The following is a 16,478-nucleotide window of genomic DNA, read 5'->3' on the forward strand; positions in this document are numbered from 1 at the left end:
GCCGGTCAGTGCGCGGTCCAGCCACCGTCGAGCACGAGCGAGGTACCGGACACGAAGGAGGCGTGCGGGCTGCACAGATACGCCACGGCCTCGGCGACCTCCTCCGGTTCGATGAGCCGCTTGACGGCGCTGTCCTGCAACATCACCTCGGACAGCACCCGCTCCTCGGGAATGCCGTGCGCCTTGGCCTGGTCGGCGAGCTGCTTCTCGACCAGGGGGGTGCGCACATAGGCGGGGCTCACACAGTTGGACGTGACGCCGTGTGGTGCGCCTTCCAAGGCGGCGGTCTTGGAGAGTCCCTCCAGGCCGTGTTTGGCGGCCACATAGGCCGACTTGAAGGCCGAGGCGCGCAGCCCATGTACGGAGGACACATTGACGATGCGGCCCCAGCCCTGCCCATACATATGGGGCAGGGCACCACGGATGAGCCGGAAGGGTGCCTCCAGCATCACGGTGAGCACCGTGTGGAAGACGTCGGGCGGGTATTCCTCGATGGGGCGCACGAGTTGCAGCCCCGCGTTGTTCACGAGGATGTCGGTGCCGGCGGCGGCGAGCTCCGCGGCGTCCAGATCGGTCAGATCCAGGACGTGCGGTTCGACGGCGCCCGCGAGCCCGCGGGTGTGCTCGGCGAGTTCCTCCAGTCCGGCGGCGTCCCGGTCCACCGCTCTGACCTTGGCCCCCGCGGCCGCGAGCCGTAGGGCACAGGCTCTGCCGATGCCACCGGCAGCTCCGGTGACAAGGGCGGTGCGGCCGCCGAGGTCGAGCGGGGAGGGCAAGGACGGGCCCTGGGCCGGGAGGGTGCTGGGCGGGGTCATGGTTCGACCCTAGGCAGCGCTCCTACCAGGCCACATATGGTCGCAACCCATACTTCAGTCCGTACTCATAGGCTCGAACCACGTGGGTTCATCGGCCAGTGCCTGCTTGATCCGGAACAGCTGGCCCTGTTCCATCTCGGGCAGCGCGTCCACCTCGTACCAGCCCACCTCGACCGACTCGTCGTCGTTCACCCGTGCCTCGCCGCCGACCGCGCGGCAGCGGAAGGTGATGTCCATGAACTGGCACAGGTCGCCGTTGGGATACGTGACCTCAGGGCTCGACCTGACGAGCACGACCCGTTCGGGGACGCACCGGACACCCGTCTCCTCGTACACCTCCCGTACGGCACAGGCCGCGGGCTGCTCTCCGGGGTCGGGGATGCCATTGACCACGGTCCACTTGTGGTTGTCCGCGCGCTGCCCCAACAGGACCCGTCCCTCGTCGTCGAAGACGACTGCGCTGATACCGGGGAGCCACAGCATTTGGTGACCGGCGGAGGCACGGATCGTGCGTATGAAGTCAGGAGTAGCCATGTCCACGACCCTAACCGGCCGGTGGCGGCACCCCACGCAGCTTCCGGGGGCGCGCGACCGGCGTACGGCTACGCGTCAGCGGCGCGTCGCGCGCGGATCCCGGAGCCGATCGCCCAGCCGAGGCCGCCCGCCGCGACCAGCACGAGGGCGATCTCCGGCAGGATGCCGAGGCGAGTGGCGGGCGTCTCGCTGGAGCGCAGCGGGACCTTCTGGACGAGGGAGTCGGCCACGAACATGCCGGTCCGCTGTGTGATCTCGCCGTCCGGCATGATGATCGCGCTGACGCCGCTGGTCACCGGCACGGTGACGGTCCGGCTGTGCTCGACGGCGCGGACGCGGGACATGGCGAGCTGCTGGTAGGTCATCTCGCTGCGGTCGAAGGTGGCGTTGTTGCTCGGCACGGAGATCATCTGCGCGCCGTCGGTGACCTCGGAGCGGACCGCCCAGTCGAAGGCCGCCTCGTAGCAGGTGACGAGGCCGACCTTGGCGCCGTCCATGGTGAACACGCCCGGCTCGCTGCCCCGGCTGAAGTCCTGGCGGACCATCGAGGTCCAGTCCTCGTTGATCGCCCCGACGAGCGAGCGCAGCGGCAGGTACTCGCCGAACGGCTGGATCTGACGCTTGTCGTAGGTGTCGACGGGGCCCTTCTCCGGGTCCCACAGGATCTGCTCGTTGAGCAGTTCGCCGTCCCGCTCGACGACGCCGCCCACCGAGATCGGCGCACCGATCGCCTTGGCGGCCTTGTCGATGACGGCGCGGGCGTCGGCGTTGGCGAAGGGGTCGATGTCGGAGGAGTTCTCGGGCCACAGCACGAAGTCGGGCTGCTCGACCTTGCCCGCCTTGACCTCGGCGGCCAGCCGCTCGGTCTCCCGTGCGTGGTAGTCCAGTACGGCCCGTCGCTGGGAGTTGAAGTCCAGTCCCGCGCGCGGCACGTTGCCCTGGATGACGGCGACGGTCGCGGTGCCGTCCTCGGCCTTGTCGCTGACCAGCGGCCGGGCGGCCACGGCGCCCACCACGGGCACGGCGACGCTCAGCAGCGCCACGGCCGCCGCCGAGCGCTGCACGGCGCGGGTGCGCCGCCGCTCCACGGCCAGGCGCACGATCTCGTAGAGACCGAAACCGCACAGGACGACCGCGAAGCCCAGCACCGGCGTGCCACCGACCGCGGCGAGCGGCAGGAAGGCACCGTCGGCCTGCCCGAACGCGATCTTGCCCCAGGGGAAACCGTTGAACGGGGCACGCGCGCGCGCCGCCTCTCCGGCGATCCACAGCGCCGCCGCCCACACCGGCCAGCCCGGCAGCTTCGACACCGCGGCGACCCCCGCACCCACCAGGGCGACGAACACCGCTTCGATCACGACGAGCGCGATCCAGGGGCCGGGGCCGACCTCCACACCGGTCCACACCAGCAGCGGCAGCAGGAAGCCGAGGCCGAAGAGATAGCCGAGGCCGAGACCCGCCTTCCAGCTGCGACCGCGCAGCACCCAGCCGAAGACGGCGAAGGCCGGCACTGCCAGCCACCACAGGGTGCGGGGCGGGAAGCTGACGTAGAGCAGCACTCCGGAGAGCGCCGCGGCGAGGGCCGGAACCAGGCACACGAGTCGTGCCGCGCGGGAGGCGGGCGCGGTCTGCGGGTCGAGCTGGTCCGACTCGTCCACGGAGGTTGCGGTGACGGTCACTCCGGGAGTGTACGGCGGTTGACCTTGGCACGGACAGCGCGGTCCGTCTCGCGGGCAGGGCGCTCCGCACGCGGCCGAGCCCGGTGAAGACCGAGCTCACACTGCTTCCGGCGAGACTCCGGGCGGCCCCTTGGTGCCCTCCGCGCGAGACACCACATAGATTCCGGTCCACTCCGACCGAAGCATCGCGCAGCGCCCCGCCCCCCTGTGCATGGGGCACCGCCACACAGGGTCCCGCCCCGCGCGGCACCACATTCATAGGGCCCATTCATGCGGCACCACATTCATGGGGCCCCTTCATGGGGCGCCGCTCCCCTCTCCCCACGACGCCACATGTGGTCCGTCACCACCCCGGTGCGGCACCACACGGCGTCCCGACCTATCCCCCGGCCTACCCCCGGCTGACTCCCGCCCCCTCCTACCCCGGCCCGCGGCACACCCACGGCACCACCCCCTGGCTGCCCCCGCGACGCATCGTTCCTGCACGACACGTCCACAAACCGGCCATAAGCCGTTACGGTATGCCGGAGCCTCAGTCGTTTCGGCCGGTCAGGTCCGGATGGCCGAGGGTCCGTCACAGGTCGGGGGACCGGTTTCGGGGGGCGGGGTGGGTGTCGCAAGAATGACGTCCTCGGCAGGTTCGCAAGAGGACGGCGACAGACGAAACGTTTCTGATGCGGCGGGCGTCGTGGTGCTCGGAGCCTGCGCCGCCTGGTCGCTGGTCTCTGCCGCGGTGCAGGACGGCCGCCCCGAGGGTGTGCTGCTCGCCATCCTCGCCGTGGCCGCCGGCTATGCGGCGGGACGGATCGGCGGGGCGCTGCTACCGGTCGCCGCCCCTTGCGCGGGAGCCGTGGCCGGAGTGGGCCTGACGGTGGCCGTTCCCCACCTCTCCCCCGGCCCGCAGCTCGTCACCCCGCTGGGCCACGCGGGAGCCACCGCCGCCGTGCTGACGCTCGCCACCGGTGCCGCGTGCTGCGCCGCATGGTCCGCCTCGGCGCCCCTCCTGCGCCTGGGCCTGCGCCTGCTCGCCGCCGGAATCACGGTGACCGCCGCGGCCCTGGGTTCGACCAGCGGCTTCGTCACCTGTTCCGCCGTGCTGCTGTGCTCGCTCTCGGCCGGCCACCTCCGGCGTCGCGGCGTGGGCATCGCCGGACTGGCCGTCGCCGCGGCCTCCGTCACCGGCTTGATCTGGGCGGTCGCCGGGAACGTCGTCCCCGGCGGGCTGCTGGCCTGGCTCGAGGGTCAGCTGACCCTGCACCGAATCCAGCTGTGGCACGACGCGCTGCACGTGGCGCGCGAGGACCTGGTCCTCGGCGCGGGCCCCGGGCGCTTCGGGGAGCTCAGTCCGACGGCCACCGCGACGCTGCTGTCCGACGGCAAGCCTCACTCGGCGCCCTTGCAGCAGGCGGCCGAACAGGGAGTCGTCGGCGTACTGCTGCTGGCGGCGGCCTTCTGCTGGATGCTGTTCGCGCTCTGGCGCACCGCTCGCCCCACCCCCGTCGCGCTCACGGCGGGCGCGGCCCTCACCGCGCTGGCGGCCATCGCCGCGATCGGCAACGCGCTCAGCTTCACCACGGTGTCCGTGGGCGCGGGCCTGCTGGCGGGGCTGGCGACGGCACGCCCGATCGCCGTCGAGTCGACGCAGCGCGAGGACGACGTACGCACGCGTGGCGACCGGCTGACTCCATGAGCTGACGTGCAGCGATCCGACGTACGACGACTCTGCCGCCCGCACCCCCTACGGAAACCCCGGAACCCACACCCCCGCGGGGGCACCCCTGCTGCCCACACCCTCACGGGGGACAACACCGCAGCCCACACGCCCCGCGGACCACCCTGCCGCCCACAGTCCCGCGGACCATCCTGTGGACCACACTCCCCCGGGCCACCCTGCAGCCCACACTCCCGGAGTCAGCAGTGTTGTCCGCACACATGGGCCGAACAGCCACCCTCACCCGCGCCCAGATGACCGGACCACCTCACTCGAGGCCAAACGACCGGACCACCACACCCTGCAGCCAAACGACCGGACCACCCTCAGCAGCCGCGACTCAGAGAGCCGTGCCTGCCGTCCGAGTCCGCAGTCGGTCCTCGATGACCCCCACCGCGGTCTGCGCGTCGTCCACGGTGACGGTGAACGTGTGGCCGTCCCCCATGCGCAGCATCAGGCCCTCGCCACGCCGTACGACGACGGCGGTGCCCTTCTCGGGCCGCCACCTGTAGCCCCAGCCACCCCAGTGGCGCGGAGTGACAAGGGGCACGAACTCCGCGCCGACGACGTCCGACAAGGGGATTCGGCGGCGCGGCACACCGATGTGGCCGCAGCGCACCTCAAGGCACTCCTGGTCGACCTTCAGGGCGACGTGCACGAACGCCAGCGTGCCGAAGAGGACCAGTAGGCCGGCCGCGATGCAGCCCACGACGGCCATGACGAGAGCGGCGACGCCGTCGGTCCACGGTGAGTCGACGGCCAGCTCGATTCCAAGTGCCATGCAGGCGGCGCCGACGAGCGCCAGCAACCACTGGACCCGGTTGGTCGCCCGCCCGGTCCACACATCAGGATGCGGCTTCCTGCCGTGGGGGTGGTCCCTCATGGCTATGAGGTTACTCAGGATTCGCTGCGCTGGTACCGGGTAGCACAGGGTGACTGCGCCGACCGGACGACACCGGATCGACCGCGTCCGTTCATCCGGGCCGGTTCATGCCCGTCGGTGGTGACGGCGGGTCACTGCGCGGGGCTGACCGCCTGGAGGAGACGGCCTTCCGCGTAGGCCAGAGCGGGCTCGGGGAGCTTGCCCTCGCGGCCGCTCAGCAGCACGGTGAGGGTGCCTTTCGCCGCCGCGTCGGGGGCGGGCTGCTCGCCGAGCCGGCGGAGGGCCTGCGCGGCGACCGCTCCGGCGGAGCCGTGCAGGACGAGCGGCGGGAAGCCGGGGCGCTGGACCGCGGTGCGGATGCGCTCGGCGACGAGTTCGTAGTGCGTGCAGCCCAGGACGACGGTCGTCACGTCCCGGGGGGTGAGCGCGGCCGCCGCGGCGACGGCGGCCTCGATCGCCGTCTCGTCGGCGTGCTCGACCGCTTCGGCGAGCCCGAAGCAGGGCACTTCGGTGACGGGCACGCCGTCGGCGAAGTCGTTGATCAGTCCGCGCTGGTAGGAGCTGCCGGTGGTGGCGGGGGTGGCCCAGATCGCGACGGGGCCGCCGCCGGCCGCGGCGGGCTTGATCGCCGGGACGGTGCCGATGACCGGTATGCCTGGTTCGAGGCGGGCGCGCAGGGTGGGCAGCGCGTGCACGGTCGCGGTGTTGCAGCCGATGATCAGGGCTTCGGGGCGGTGTGCCGCGGCGGCGTCGGCGACGGCCACGGCGCGCCGGGTGAGGTCTTCGGGAGTCCTGGGACCCCAGGGCATGCCGTCGGGGTCGAGTGAGAGCACCAGGTCTGCGTCGGGCCGCAGCCGCCGTACCGCGGCGGTGGCCGCGAGCAAGCCGATTCCGGAGTCCATCAGCGCGATCTTCACCCGGCCACGATAGACGATGGGCCCGTGCCGGCCGCTGTCGTGGGGCAGACTGCGCGGGTGAGCGCCTTCGCGTGGATCGCCGCCGGATCACTCGCCGCCTGGCTGTGGCTGCTGCTCTGTCAGGGCTTCTTCTGGCGTACGGATGTGAGGCTTCCGCGGCGGACGCCGCCGGGCGAGTGGCCGTCGGTCTGTGTCGTCGTACCGGCCCGGGACGAGTCCGCGGTGCTTTCGTTGAGCCTGCCGTCGCTGCTCGCCCAGGACTATCCGGGCCGCGCGGAGGTCTTCCTGATCGACGACGGCAGTTCGGACGGCACTGGGGAGCTGGCGCGTGAGCTCGGGCGCCGCCACGGGGGGCTGCCCCTGACGGTGGACTCGCCCGGCGAGCCGCCCGCGGGCTGGACGGGCAAGCTGTGGGCGGTGCGGCACGGCATCGGCCTGGCACGCGCGCGTGACCCCGAGTACCTCCTGCTGACGGACGCCGACATCGCGCACGCGCCCGACAGCCTGCGCGAACTGGTCGCGGCCGCGCGCACCGGCGGCTTCGACGCGGTCTCGCTGATGGCGCGGCTGCGGGTGGAGAGTCTGTGGGAGCGGCTGGTCGTGCCGGCCTTCGTGTACTTCTTCGCGCAGTTGTATCCGTTCCGCCGGATCGGCAGGAAGGGGTCGCGGACGGCGGCAGCGGCGGGTGGCTGTGTCCTGTTGCGGGCCGAGGCCGCGGAGCGCGCGCGGATCCCGGACGCCATCCGGCACGCCGTCATCGACGACGTGGCGCTCGCGCGGGCGGTCAAGCGCGGTGGCGGTCACATCTGGCTGGGGCTGGCGGAGCGGGTGGACAGCGTGCGGCCGTATCCGCGGCTGCGCGATCTGTGGCGGATGGTGTCGCGCAGCGCGTACGCCCAGCTCAGGCACAATCCGCTGGTGCTGGCGGGGACGGTCGCCGGACTGGTGCTGGTGTATCTGGTGCCGCCCGCGGCGCTCGTCGGCGGCCTGGTGGGCGGGGACGCGGCGACCGCGGTCGGCGGTGGTGTGGCGTGGCTGGTGATGACGGGGACGTACGTCCCGATGCTCCGCTACTACGGGCAGTCGCTGTGGCTCGCTCCTCTGCTGCCGTTCACCGCGTTCCTCTATCTCCTGATGACGGTCGATTCCGCGGTGCAGCACTACAGGGGACGAGGTGCGGCCTGGAAGGGCCGCACCTACACGCGTCCGGACGTGCTGCCCGACGAGGGCTGACTACTTGCGGCCGGGCGTCCAGTTCATGCCCCAGCCGTAGGCGTAGTCGACGGTGCGCTGCGGGCTGACGCCGCGCTCGGGGACCAGGTAGCGGGCCTCGCGCTGGACGATCAGGTCGCTGCCGGTGTTGGTGATCAGGGCGAGCGCGCACACCGTGGAGGGGACGGTGCACTCGTCGAGGGAGAAGTCGATCGGGGCGCCGTGCTGCGGGGTGAGGGTGACCGTGGCGTGCAGGTCGGCGAAGGAACGCGCGCCCTGGTAGATGGTGACGAAGACCAGGATGCGTCGGAAGGCGCGCTGGTGGTCGAGGTTGACGGTGAGGTTCTCGCCGTCGGCCACGGCGCCGGTGCGGTCGTCGCCGTCGAGGTGGATGTACGGCGGCTGGTGCAGGGCGCCGTAGGCGTTGCCGAGTGACTGGATCACGCCCTTGCTGCCGTCGGTCAGCTCGTACAGGGCGCACAGGTCGAGGTCGAGGTCGTTGTGCATGGCGACCGGGCGGCCCAGCTTGCTGGCCCAGCCCGAGAACTGCTTGCGCACCTGCCAGTTGAGGTTCACGCGCAGGGCGCCCGAGGTGCCGCCCTGCTTGGTCAGCGAGACCGCGGGGGCCGCCTTGGTGAGCGTGACCTTGCTGAGGCTGACCGGCGCCGCCTGCGGCGTGGGCGGCGGGACCGGCGGCATGGCGGGCGGAGGCGGGGCCATGGTGGGGGCCGGTGGGGCGGCCGGCGCCGCGGTGGGTGCCGCCTGCTGCGGTTCGTCGACCGTGATGCCGTAGTCGGTGGCCAGGCCCTCCAGGCCGCTGCCGTAGCCCTGGCCGACGGCGCGGAACTTCCAGGCGCCCTGACGGCGGTAGAACTCGCCGAGCACGAAAGCGGTTTCGACGCCGGCGCCGGTGCTGTCGAAGCGGGCGACGGCCGTCCCCTGGGCCGCGTCCTTGACCTCGATGTAGAGGTCGGGGACCTGGCCGAACGATCCGCCGTCGGCGGAGGCCGCGAGGATGACGGTCTCGATGGCGGGCTCCACGCGCGCGAGGTCGACGAGCAGGCTGTCGGTCACCTGCCCGCCGGCGTCCCCCTTGCCCTCGTGCCGGACGGCGCCGGAGGAGTGCGTGGCCTGGTTGTAGAAGACGAAGTCCGCGTCGGAGCGGACCTTTCCGTCGACGAGCAGCAGGGCCGAGGCGTCCACGTCGGGTACGCCAGGACCGGAGCGCCAGCCCAATTCGACCCGCAGTGCCGTCGTCGGCACCGGGACATTCGATCCCTTCGGCATTGACATGTCCGCCCCCATCACCGGCTCTCGGCGCCAGGCATGTCCCGGCAGCTCATTGGGTTCTTCTACAGGGTCAACCTATTCTCCGCGACATCGAACTCCCACGAGGGGCGGGCGAACACCCGTGGTCAACCCCCGGTAACCCGCCCGGAACTCGGCATTTACACGATCCGAACGCTGATTGGCGTCCCTTTTTGCCAAGTTCGCTCGCATTGGGGATCCAGCGTCACTGCGGGCACATAAAACAACCCTCTTATCGGTCTCCCCAACCAGCACATCGTGGGCTTACCTTATGTGCCATGACCTCCCCCCGCTCCACCTATGGCGGCGGCTACTACTCCGCCTCCTTCCCGGACACCCCGATCTACGACAGGCTCGTCGCCGAGCGGGGCACCCCGCAGATCGCCCCGATCCGGGTCCCCGCCGCGTACGACATGCCGGGCAGCAACCTGCCCGCCCTGCCGTCCGCGCTGCCCGCCCTCCCGGCGGGACCGTCCCAGCCCTCCTACGGTTATCCGCAGGCGCAGCAGCCCGCTCCGCTCCAGCAGGCGCCCGCCGCCTACATCCCGCAGCAGGCGGCCCCCCGCGGCTACCCGGGTCCGCAGCAGGCACAGCAGCCGAGGCCGGTCGCCCCCGGCGGCATGGGCTACGAGGCGATGCGCCCCGCGGCTCCCCGTCCGGCCGCGGCCCCCTATCAGGACCCGTACAACAACCAGCAGTACCGCGGCTACTGATCCGCTCCCCCGGGACTGTCGGTGCCACCTGGCACGATGGCTCCATGGGGCACGCACAGTTGCAGTCGGTTCACGTTCATCCGGTCAAGGCGTTCCGGGCCACAGCGCTCCGGGAAGCCGTCGTGGAGCCCTGGGGGCCGGCCGGAGATCGACGCTGGATGCTGATCGACGACGGGGGAAAGGTCGTGACCCAGCGCCAGCAACCGCGTCTGGCGCTGGCCGCCGCCGAGCTGCTGCCCGGTGGCGGTGTTCGGCTGACCGCACCCGGGATGGAGCCGCTGAGCGTGCCCGTGCCGAGCGGGGTCGGCAGCGTTCCCGCGGAGATCTTCCGCGACAAGATCGAGGCGGTCCTCGCCGAGGACGACGCGGCGCACGTCTGGTGCAGCACCTATCTCGGCGCCGAGGTGCGCCTGGTCCACATGCCCGACCCGGACACGTGCCGGCCCGTGGACCCCGAGTACGGCCTGCCGGGCGAGACGGTCAGCTTCGCCGACGGCTATCCCCTGCTGCTCACCACGACCGCGTCCCTCGACGCCCTCAATTCTCTGATCGCCCAGGGTGATCGCGCGCACGAGGGCCCGCTGCCCATGAACCGTTTCCGGCCGAACGTCGTCGTGTCGGGCACCGACGCCTGGGCCGAGGACGACTGGTCGCGGATCGCCATCGGCGAGGTCACCTTCCGCGTGCCCAAGAAATGCGGGCGCTGTGTCGTGACGACGACCGACCAGGCCACCGCCGAGCGCGGCAGAGAGCCGCTGCTCACGCTGGGCAGACACCGCCGCCTGGGCGGCAAGCTGGTGTTCGGCCAGAACCTGGTGCCCCTGACCCGGGGCACGATCCGGGTCGGCGACCCTGTCACGATCCTCGGCTGACGAAGATCCCCACGACGACGGACGGCCGGGAACCCCGGCCCGGGGTCCGAGCGTTGGGCCTTTCGTGAGAACTACCTGAGAGGCCCCGAACACAGGTGATTTCGCTCTCTCTTCGGCGGGGCCCCCGGGTGAACGGCTCCGCCACGGGTTATCACGGAGGCGGGAAGGGGGTGGCCGGCGATGCGGGCGATCAGCGGACTCTGGCGTTGGCGGCACAATCCGCTGCGTCGTGCGACCGATCTCGCCGAGGCGTGGGTCGCTCTCGCGGCCCTGCTGCTGATCCTGGTCGTGACGCCCCTGGTCGGCTCCCTCGTCGGCGGCCTGGCCCAGAGCGCCCTGCAGGAATCCGTACGTGAACAGCGCGCCGCACGGCACCTGGTGACGGCGACCGTGGTCCGCAAGCTGGACGGCTCGTCGCTGGACGTCGACCCCGAGGCGGCCACCGGCCGGGACACGCGCACCCGGGTCCTGGCCGACTGGACCGCACCGGACGGCACCGTGCGCCAGGGCCGGGTGATGGCGAGCCTCGACAGCCCGCAGCCGGGCGACCGTTTCCGGATGTGGACGGACCGGCAGGGCAGAACCGTGGCCCGGCCGCTGGACTCCGCGACAGCGGCGACGCACGCCGTGATCGCGGGGGTGGGCGCGGCGCTGCTGGTGGCCGGTCTCGTCGAGGGCGGCAGACGGCTGATCGTGTGGCGCATGGTCCGCCGCCGGTACGCCCGTTGGGACCAGGCCTGGGACAGAGCGGGTCCCGACTGGGGCCGGACCGGCACCGGCAGTTGACGGCCTTCCGGCTCTGGTCAACCCACCACCCGCGCGCACGCTACGGTGGTCCGGCCGAACTCTTCGGCAGCTAAACCCGCGTACTACGAGGTGGGGGCACGTCAACGCCATGGCACAGGGCACGGTCCAGGTGACGCACACCGGCACATCGCGGTGGCGGCGCCGCACGGGTGAGTACGCGTCGCTCGCCGCCGCCCTGGAGGCCGCGGCCGACGGTGACGTCCTCACTGTCGCGCCCGGCACCTACCGGGAGAACCTCGTCGTCCAGCGGGCGGTGACCCTGCGCGGCCCCGAGGGCTCCCCCGGCTCGGTGCGTATCGCGCCCGTGGACGGTGTGCCGCTGACGGTGCGTGCCTCGGCGGTGGTCCAGGACCTGCATGTGGAGGGCCAGGACGCCGCGGCGCCCGCGCTGCTGGTCGAGGAGGGCACACCGGAGCTGACGGACGTCCGGATCGTCACGCGGTCGGCGGCCGGGATCGAGGTGCGCGGCGGTGCGCGGCCGACCGTGCGCCGCTGCACGGTCGACAACCCCGCGGGCATCGGCATCGCCGTACTGGACGGCGGGGGCGGCGTGTTCGAGGAGTGCGAGGTCGTCGCGGCCGGTCAGGCGGGCATCGCAGTACGCGGCGGGGGCCACCCCCGGCTGGAGCGCTGCCGGGTGCACCACGCCTCCGGGTCGGGACTGACGGCGACCGGGGAGAACTCCGCGCTGGAAGCGGTCGGTTGCGAGGTCTACGAGGTCCGGGGCTCGGGTGTCCAGGTCACCGGGCGGGCCACCGCTCATCTCACCGACTGCGATGTGCACCGCACCACGGCCGACGGTGTCACTCTCGACACCGACGCAGTGCTGACGCTGGCGGACTGCCGTATCCACGACATCCCGGAGAACGCGGTCGACCTGCGTTCCCGTTCGGTGCTGACGCTGACCCGCACGACAGTGCGTCAGTTCGGGCGCAACGGGCTCTCGGTGTGGGATCCGGGCACGCGCGTGGACGCGAACCAGTGCGAGATCTTCGACAGCACGGGCGACTACCCGGCGGTCTGGGTCAGCGACGGCGCCACCGCGGTCCTGGACTCGTGCCGGGTGCACGACGTGCCGGACGCGCTGTTCGTCCTCGACCGGGGATCCCGTGCGGACGTCGTCGACAGTGACCTGTCGCAGGTGCGCAACACGGCCGTGTCGGTGAGCGACGGCGCGACGGCGCAGCTGGACGACTGCCGGATCCGGGACGCGGCGACGGGGGCCTGGTTCCGCGACCACGGCAGCGGCGGCACCCTCAACAACTGCACCGTGGACGGCACCCAGACCGGCGTGATCGTCACCAAGGGCGCCGATCCCACCATCGAGCGCTGCACGGTGGAGTCCCCGGCGGAGGCCGGGTTCTACGTGTCGGCGGGCGGTCGCGGCACGTTCCTGAACTGCCGGGTCAGGGGCAGCGCGGGCTACGGCTTCCATGTGATCGACGGCTGCCGTACGACGCTGCGGAAGTGCCGTACGGAGCGGTGCGCGCGCGGCGGTTACGAGTTCGCGGACGGCGGCCCGGACGCGGGCTCCGGGCAGGGCCCCGACGTGGAGGACTGCACCAGCGACGAGAGCGCGGGCCTCAGGCAGGCGCCGGCGCCGGAGCCCGCCGTGCAGACGGCGCACCAGTCGCCCGGCCTCCTCGGCGCCATCCCCGGCCAGCGCACCACCGAGCAGGAGCCGCTGATCGCCGCCGCGGAGGCCGAGAAGCCGTCGCGGACCTCCAAGGCAGTCCTCGGTGAACTGGACGCGCTGGTCGGCCTGGACAGCGTCAAGCGCGAGGTGCGCGCGCTCACCGACATGATCGAGGTGGGCCGGCGCCGTCAGGAGGCCGGCCTCAAGGCCGCTTCCGTCAAGCGCCATCTGGTCTTCACGGGCTCCCCCGGCACCGGCAAGACGACGGTCGCCCGTCTCTACGGCGAGATCCTCGCCTCCCTCGGCGTCCTGGAGAAGGGCCATCTGGTCGAGGTGTCCCGCGTCGACCTGGTCGGCGAGCACATCGGCTCCACCGCGATCCGTACCCAGGAGGCCTTCGACCGGGCGCGCGGCGGTGTGCTGTTCATCGACGAGGCGTACGCGCTGTCGCCGGAGGACTCGGGCCGGGACTTCGGCAAGGAGGCCATCGACACCCTGGTGAAGCTGATGGAGGACCACCGGGACGCGGTCGTGGTGATCGTGGCGGGCTACACCGCCGAGATGGAGCGGTTCCTGTCGGTCAACCCCGGTGTGGCGTCCCGCTTCTCACGGACCATCACCTTCAGTGACTACGGCCCGGAGGAGCTGCTGCGGATCGTGGAGCAGCAGGCCGAGGAGCACGAGTACCGGCTGGGCCCGGGTCTCTCCGACGCCCTGCTGAAGTACTTCACGGCGATCCCCAAGGGTCCCGCGTTCGGCAACGGCCGCACGGCACGCCAGACCTTCGAGGCGATGGTGGAACGGCATGCGAGCCGGGTCGCCCAGCTGGCGGAGCCCAGCACCGACGACCTGACGTTGCTGTACGCCGAGGACCTGCCGGAGATGACGTGACGGCGTCGGCCGGGGCGTAGATCAGGGCGCCACCCGGCGCTCCCACGGGGGGCCGGGTGCCGCGGCTCCGTGCCGCGGACACCGTCGAGGCCACCGGATCAGCCGTCGCCCTCCGGTCTCTGGGCCGGCAGTTCCGGCCTGAGCCGGGCCAGCAGCCGCTCCCGTTCCTCCGCGAACACCGGGTCCGCCTGGTACTGGCCGTGGCCGAGGATGGGGGCGGGCAGCGGGTGCTCGGGGGTACGGCCGTACGCCAGCGGGTCCTTGAGGGCCGCACGGTCCACCGCGGGGCCGCAGTCGCCGGGCAACCGCACCGGGCCGCCGATGGGGTCGGTGACCCGGTACAGGTTGCGCCAGCAGTCGACGTCGTCGTGCAGCTGGGTGAGCGCCTCCTGGCCGAAGTGGGCCGGGAACCATCGGCCGTACAGACGCTCCAGCGGCGAGCCGTAGGTCAGGAGCGCGACCTGCTTGCGGTCGTCCGGTGTGAGCTGCCAGGCCGCCGCGGCGGCGAGCACGCTGCCTTGGGAGTGTCCGGAGATGACGAGGCGCCGGCCTTCCGCGGCGCGGGTCCAGGTCACGATCCGCCAGGTGAGGTCCGGCACCGCCCGCTCGGCGTAACAGGGCGGCGCGAAAGGATGGGCGGCGCGCGGCCAGAAGGTGCCGACGTCCCAGAGGATGCCGATGGTGCGCCGGGCGGAGGCGTCCTTGTAGGCGCGTCGGCCCCAGGTGACGAAGAGTATGAAGCCCACGCCGATCAGCCAGGAGCCGAGTGCCTGCGCGGTCTGGGCGGCGCCGTGCACGAAGGCGTACGTCCCGCCGGCGGCCTCGCTCGGTGTCTTGTCCGTGGTCAGCGCGCCGACCAGCGCCCCGGCGCCGAGGAGCAGGGTCGCCGTGGAGGTGACGGCGACGACGAGCGGGGCCCGGTCGGTGAGCGTCGCCATCGCGCGCGTGGTCGCGATGCGGCGGGTGCGTGCCGTGTCGCGGGGTTCTCCGACGTAGTCCACCTCCACCTGGCCCAGTTCGGTGCGGCGCAGCCGCCAGGCCCGCCGGCCGAGCCAGCCGCCGAGGAGCAGCAGCAGGACGAGCAGCGGCGGGATCACGGATGCCTGCCAGGTCAGCAGGACGGGCGGGCCGACGATGGACGCGCCGGTGCCGTCCAGCCAGTCGGCGACGCGCTGGGCGACCCCGCCGGACATCACTCCGCCGAGGGCGCAGGCCAGCATCACCACGGCCGGTCCGCCGAGGCCGCGCATGGCGGCGCGCGGGTCGGGCCGGGTGCGATGCAGGAGGTGGGCGACGACGGCGAGGGCGATGACGAGCAGGCCCTGGAAGAAGGCGATGGCGCCGAAGGTGGGGTCGCCCGGGAGGCGTCCGGTCGACGTCCAGCCCGGCCTCTCCCATCCGGCGTAGACCACGGCGAGCGCCAGCAGGACGAGGGCGGCGAGCGGCAGCCGTCGTACGAGGTGCTCGTCGAGTTCCTGGTCGAGACGGTTCTCGCTGCGGCCCCGGCGGCACACCACCCAGACCACGACGGCCGCGCAGGCGACGATCGCCGCGTCCAGGGTCCAGCCGAGGGTGTCGAGGAGCGCGGGGCCGCCGGACCGGCGGTCGAAGCGGGCCGCCGCGGAGGCGACCGCCGCGGTGACGGTGAGCAGGCCCGCGGCCGTGTGCGCGGCGCGCAGGCGGGCGACGAGGCGGCGGCCGTACCAGAAGCCGGGGCGGCCCAGGGAGGTGCCGCCGGACTCCTCGTCGGGTTCGGCCTCGCGGGTCATCGGCCGCTCGGACTCGTACGCGCTCCAGGTGCGGCGGGAGAGGTACCACAGCAGGCCGGTCAGCGCGGCGGGCACCACCGCCGCGAGGGCGAGCCTGCGGCCGGGGTGGCTCCACCAGCCGGCGTCCGAGACCGCGGGCGACAGGCAGCCCAGCCAGCTGTGCCGCTCGGCGCACGCGCTCGTGCCCGCGCACTGCCAGGCCGCGAGGTCGAGGGCGACCTCGCAGGCGGCCGCGACGAGCAGCACGGTCAGGGTCAGCCCCGCGAGGCGTACGAGCAGGCCGTACAGACGCACCGTCCGCGCGCGGTCACGGGTGGTGGGCCGCATCCAGTGGGCGAGGTTGACCACCATGAACGGCAGCAGCAACAGCCACAGGGCGCGGGCGCTGTTGCCCGAGGTGAGGTTGCACCAGACGTAGGCCTCGGGGACGGGGCGTCCCCGGTGGTCGTCCGGTCGGTCCTCGGCGTCGACATCGTCGGCCCGGCGGAACACGGCGGCCGTGTCGTCGCCGGTGATCCGCACGGTGCGCGGATCGTCCAGCATGTCCTGCGGCGTGGTGCCGCCGACCCCGTGGACCAGGAGTTCCAGCGCGGCACCGCCGCTCACGGTGCTCGTGCCCTGGTCGGCGGGCTCCTTCGTCGTCGCGTCCGCCCCGGTCATGGCGGCGCGTTCCGGCGCACGTTCCACTGTTCGCACTTCCCCCGTGACGAGCCGTCGGCTTCTGTCCGTGC

General features: G+C 72.4%; 13 protein-coding genes. 6 read left to right on the top strand and 7 right to left on the bottom strand.

From position 1 onward, the window contains the following. Positions 1–5: 5 nt before the first annotated feature. The 3 genes from ACGFW6_RS35745 to lnt form a co-directional block, all read right to left on the bottom strand. Positions 6–815 (bottom strand): 3-hydroxybutyrate dehydrogenase, encoded by an 810-nt coding sequence (locus ACGFW6_RS35745; RefSeq protein WP_393519607.1) that lies wholly within the window; start codon positions 813–815, stop codon positions 6–8. Positions 816–869: 54 nt separating this feature from the next. Further along, a complete protein-coding gene (locus tag ACGFW6_RS35750; RefSeq protein WP_393519610.1) occupies positions 870–1,349 on the bottom strand; it encodes an NUDIX domain-containing protein in 480 nt (159 codons plus the stop codon). A 68-nt stretch (positions 1,350–1,417) separates the two neighbouring features. Then, a complete protein-coding gene (gene lnt / locus ACGFW6_RS35755) occupies positions 1,418–3,028 on the bottom strand; it encodes an apolipoprotein N-acyltransferase (protein ID WP_393519613.1) in 1,611 nt (536 codons plus the stop codon). A 622-nt stretch (positions 3,029–3,650) separates the two neighbouring features. On the opposite strand from lnt, the gene ACGFW6_RS35760 reads away from it, so the two are divergent. Then, positions 3,651–4,718, top strand: coding sequence for an O-antigen ligase family protein (locus ACGFW6_RS35760; protein ID WP_393519616.1), 1,068 nt, complete (start codon positions 3,651–3,653; stop codon positions 4,716–4,718). Between the two features lie 361 nt (positions 4,719–5,079). Here ACGFW6_RS35760 and ACGFW6_RS35765 read toward each other — a convergent pair whose 3' ends face one another. After that, on the bottom strand, positions 5,080–5,622 hold the full coding sequence (locus ACGFW6_RS35765; protein WP_393519619.1) for a hypothetical protein: 543 nt from the start codon (positions 5,620–5,622) through the stop codon (positions 5,080–5,082). A 131-nt stretch (positions 5,623–5,753) separates the two neighbouring features. Further along, a complete protein-coding gene (locus ACGFW6_RS35770) occupies positions 5,754–6,539 on the bottom strand; it encodes a glutamate racemase (protein ID WP_393519622.1) in 786 nt (261 codons plus the stop codon). 39 nt (positions 6,540–6,578) lie between these two features. On the opposite strand from ACGFW6_RS35770, the gene ACGFW6_RS35775 reads away from it, so the two are divergent. Then, positions 6,579–7,772: a glycosyltransferase gene (locus ACGFW6_RS35775; protein WP_393519864.1), complete on the top strand. Its 1,194-nt coding sequence runs from the start codon at positions 6,579–6,581 to the stop codon at positions 7,770–7,772. On the opposite strand, the gene ACGFW6_RS35780 is transcribed toward ACGFW6_RS35775, so the two are convergent. Next, the gene (locus ACGFW6_RS35780; RefSeq protein ID WP_393519625.1) at positions 7,773–9,038 is read right to left on the bottom strand and encodes a TerD family protein; all 1,266 of its coding nucleotides are present in this window, start codon (positions 9,036–9,038) and stop codon (positions 7,773–7,775) included. Between the two features lie 299 nt (positions 9,039–9,337). Here ACGFW6_RS35780 and ACGFW6_RS35785 point away from each other — a divergent pair, with 299 nt between their 5' ends. The 4 genes from ACGFW6_RS35785 to ACGFW6_RS35800 all read left to right on the top strand — a co-directional run bounded on the left by ACGFW6_RS35785 (position 9,338) and on the right by ACGFW6_RS35800 (position 13,978). Then, positions 9,338–9,772, top strand: coding sequence for a DUF6643 family protein (locus ACGFW6_RS35785; RefSeq protein WP_393519628.1), 435 nt, complete (start codon positions 9,338–9,340; stop codon positions 9,770–9,772). Positions 9,773–9,816: 44 nt separating this feature from the next. Next, positions 9,817–10,644 (top strand): MOSC domain-containing protein, encoded by an 828-nt coding sequence (locus ACGFW6_RS35790; RefSeq protein WP_393519632.1) that lies wholly within the window; start codon positions 9,817–9,819, stop codon positions 10,642–10,644. A 180-nt stretch (positions 10,645–10,824) separates the two neighbouring features. Further along, positions 10,825–11,430, top strand: coding sequence for a hypothetical protein (locus ACGFW6_RS35795; RefSeq protein WP_393519635.1), 606 nt, complete (start codon positions 10,825–10,827; stop codon positions 11,428–11,430). A 109-nt stretch (positions 11,431–11,539) separates the two neighbouring features. After that, entirely contained in the window at positions 11,540–13,978 is a 2,439-nt protein-coding gene (locus tag ACGFW6_RS35800) for a right-handed parallel beta-helix repeat-containing protein (RefSeq protein WP_393519638.1), read from the top strand. 98 nt (positions 13,979–14,076) lie between these two features. Here the strand turns inward: ACGFW6_RS35800 and ACGFW6_RS35805 are convergent, their stop codons facing one another. Beyond that, complete coding sequence (locus tag ACGFW6_RS35805; RefSeq protein ID WP_393519641.1) at positions 14,077–16,434, bottom strand: hypothetical protein; 2,358 nt, start codon at positions 16,432–16,434, stop codon at positions 14,077–14,079. Positions 16,435–16,478 lie beyond the last annotated feature (44 nt).

It is taken from the genome of Streptomyces sp. Y7 (assembly GCF_043195415.1).
GTDB lineage: Bacteria > Actinomycetota > Actinomycetes > Streptomycetales > Streptomycetaceae > Streptomyces.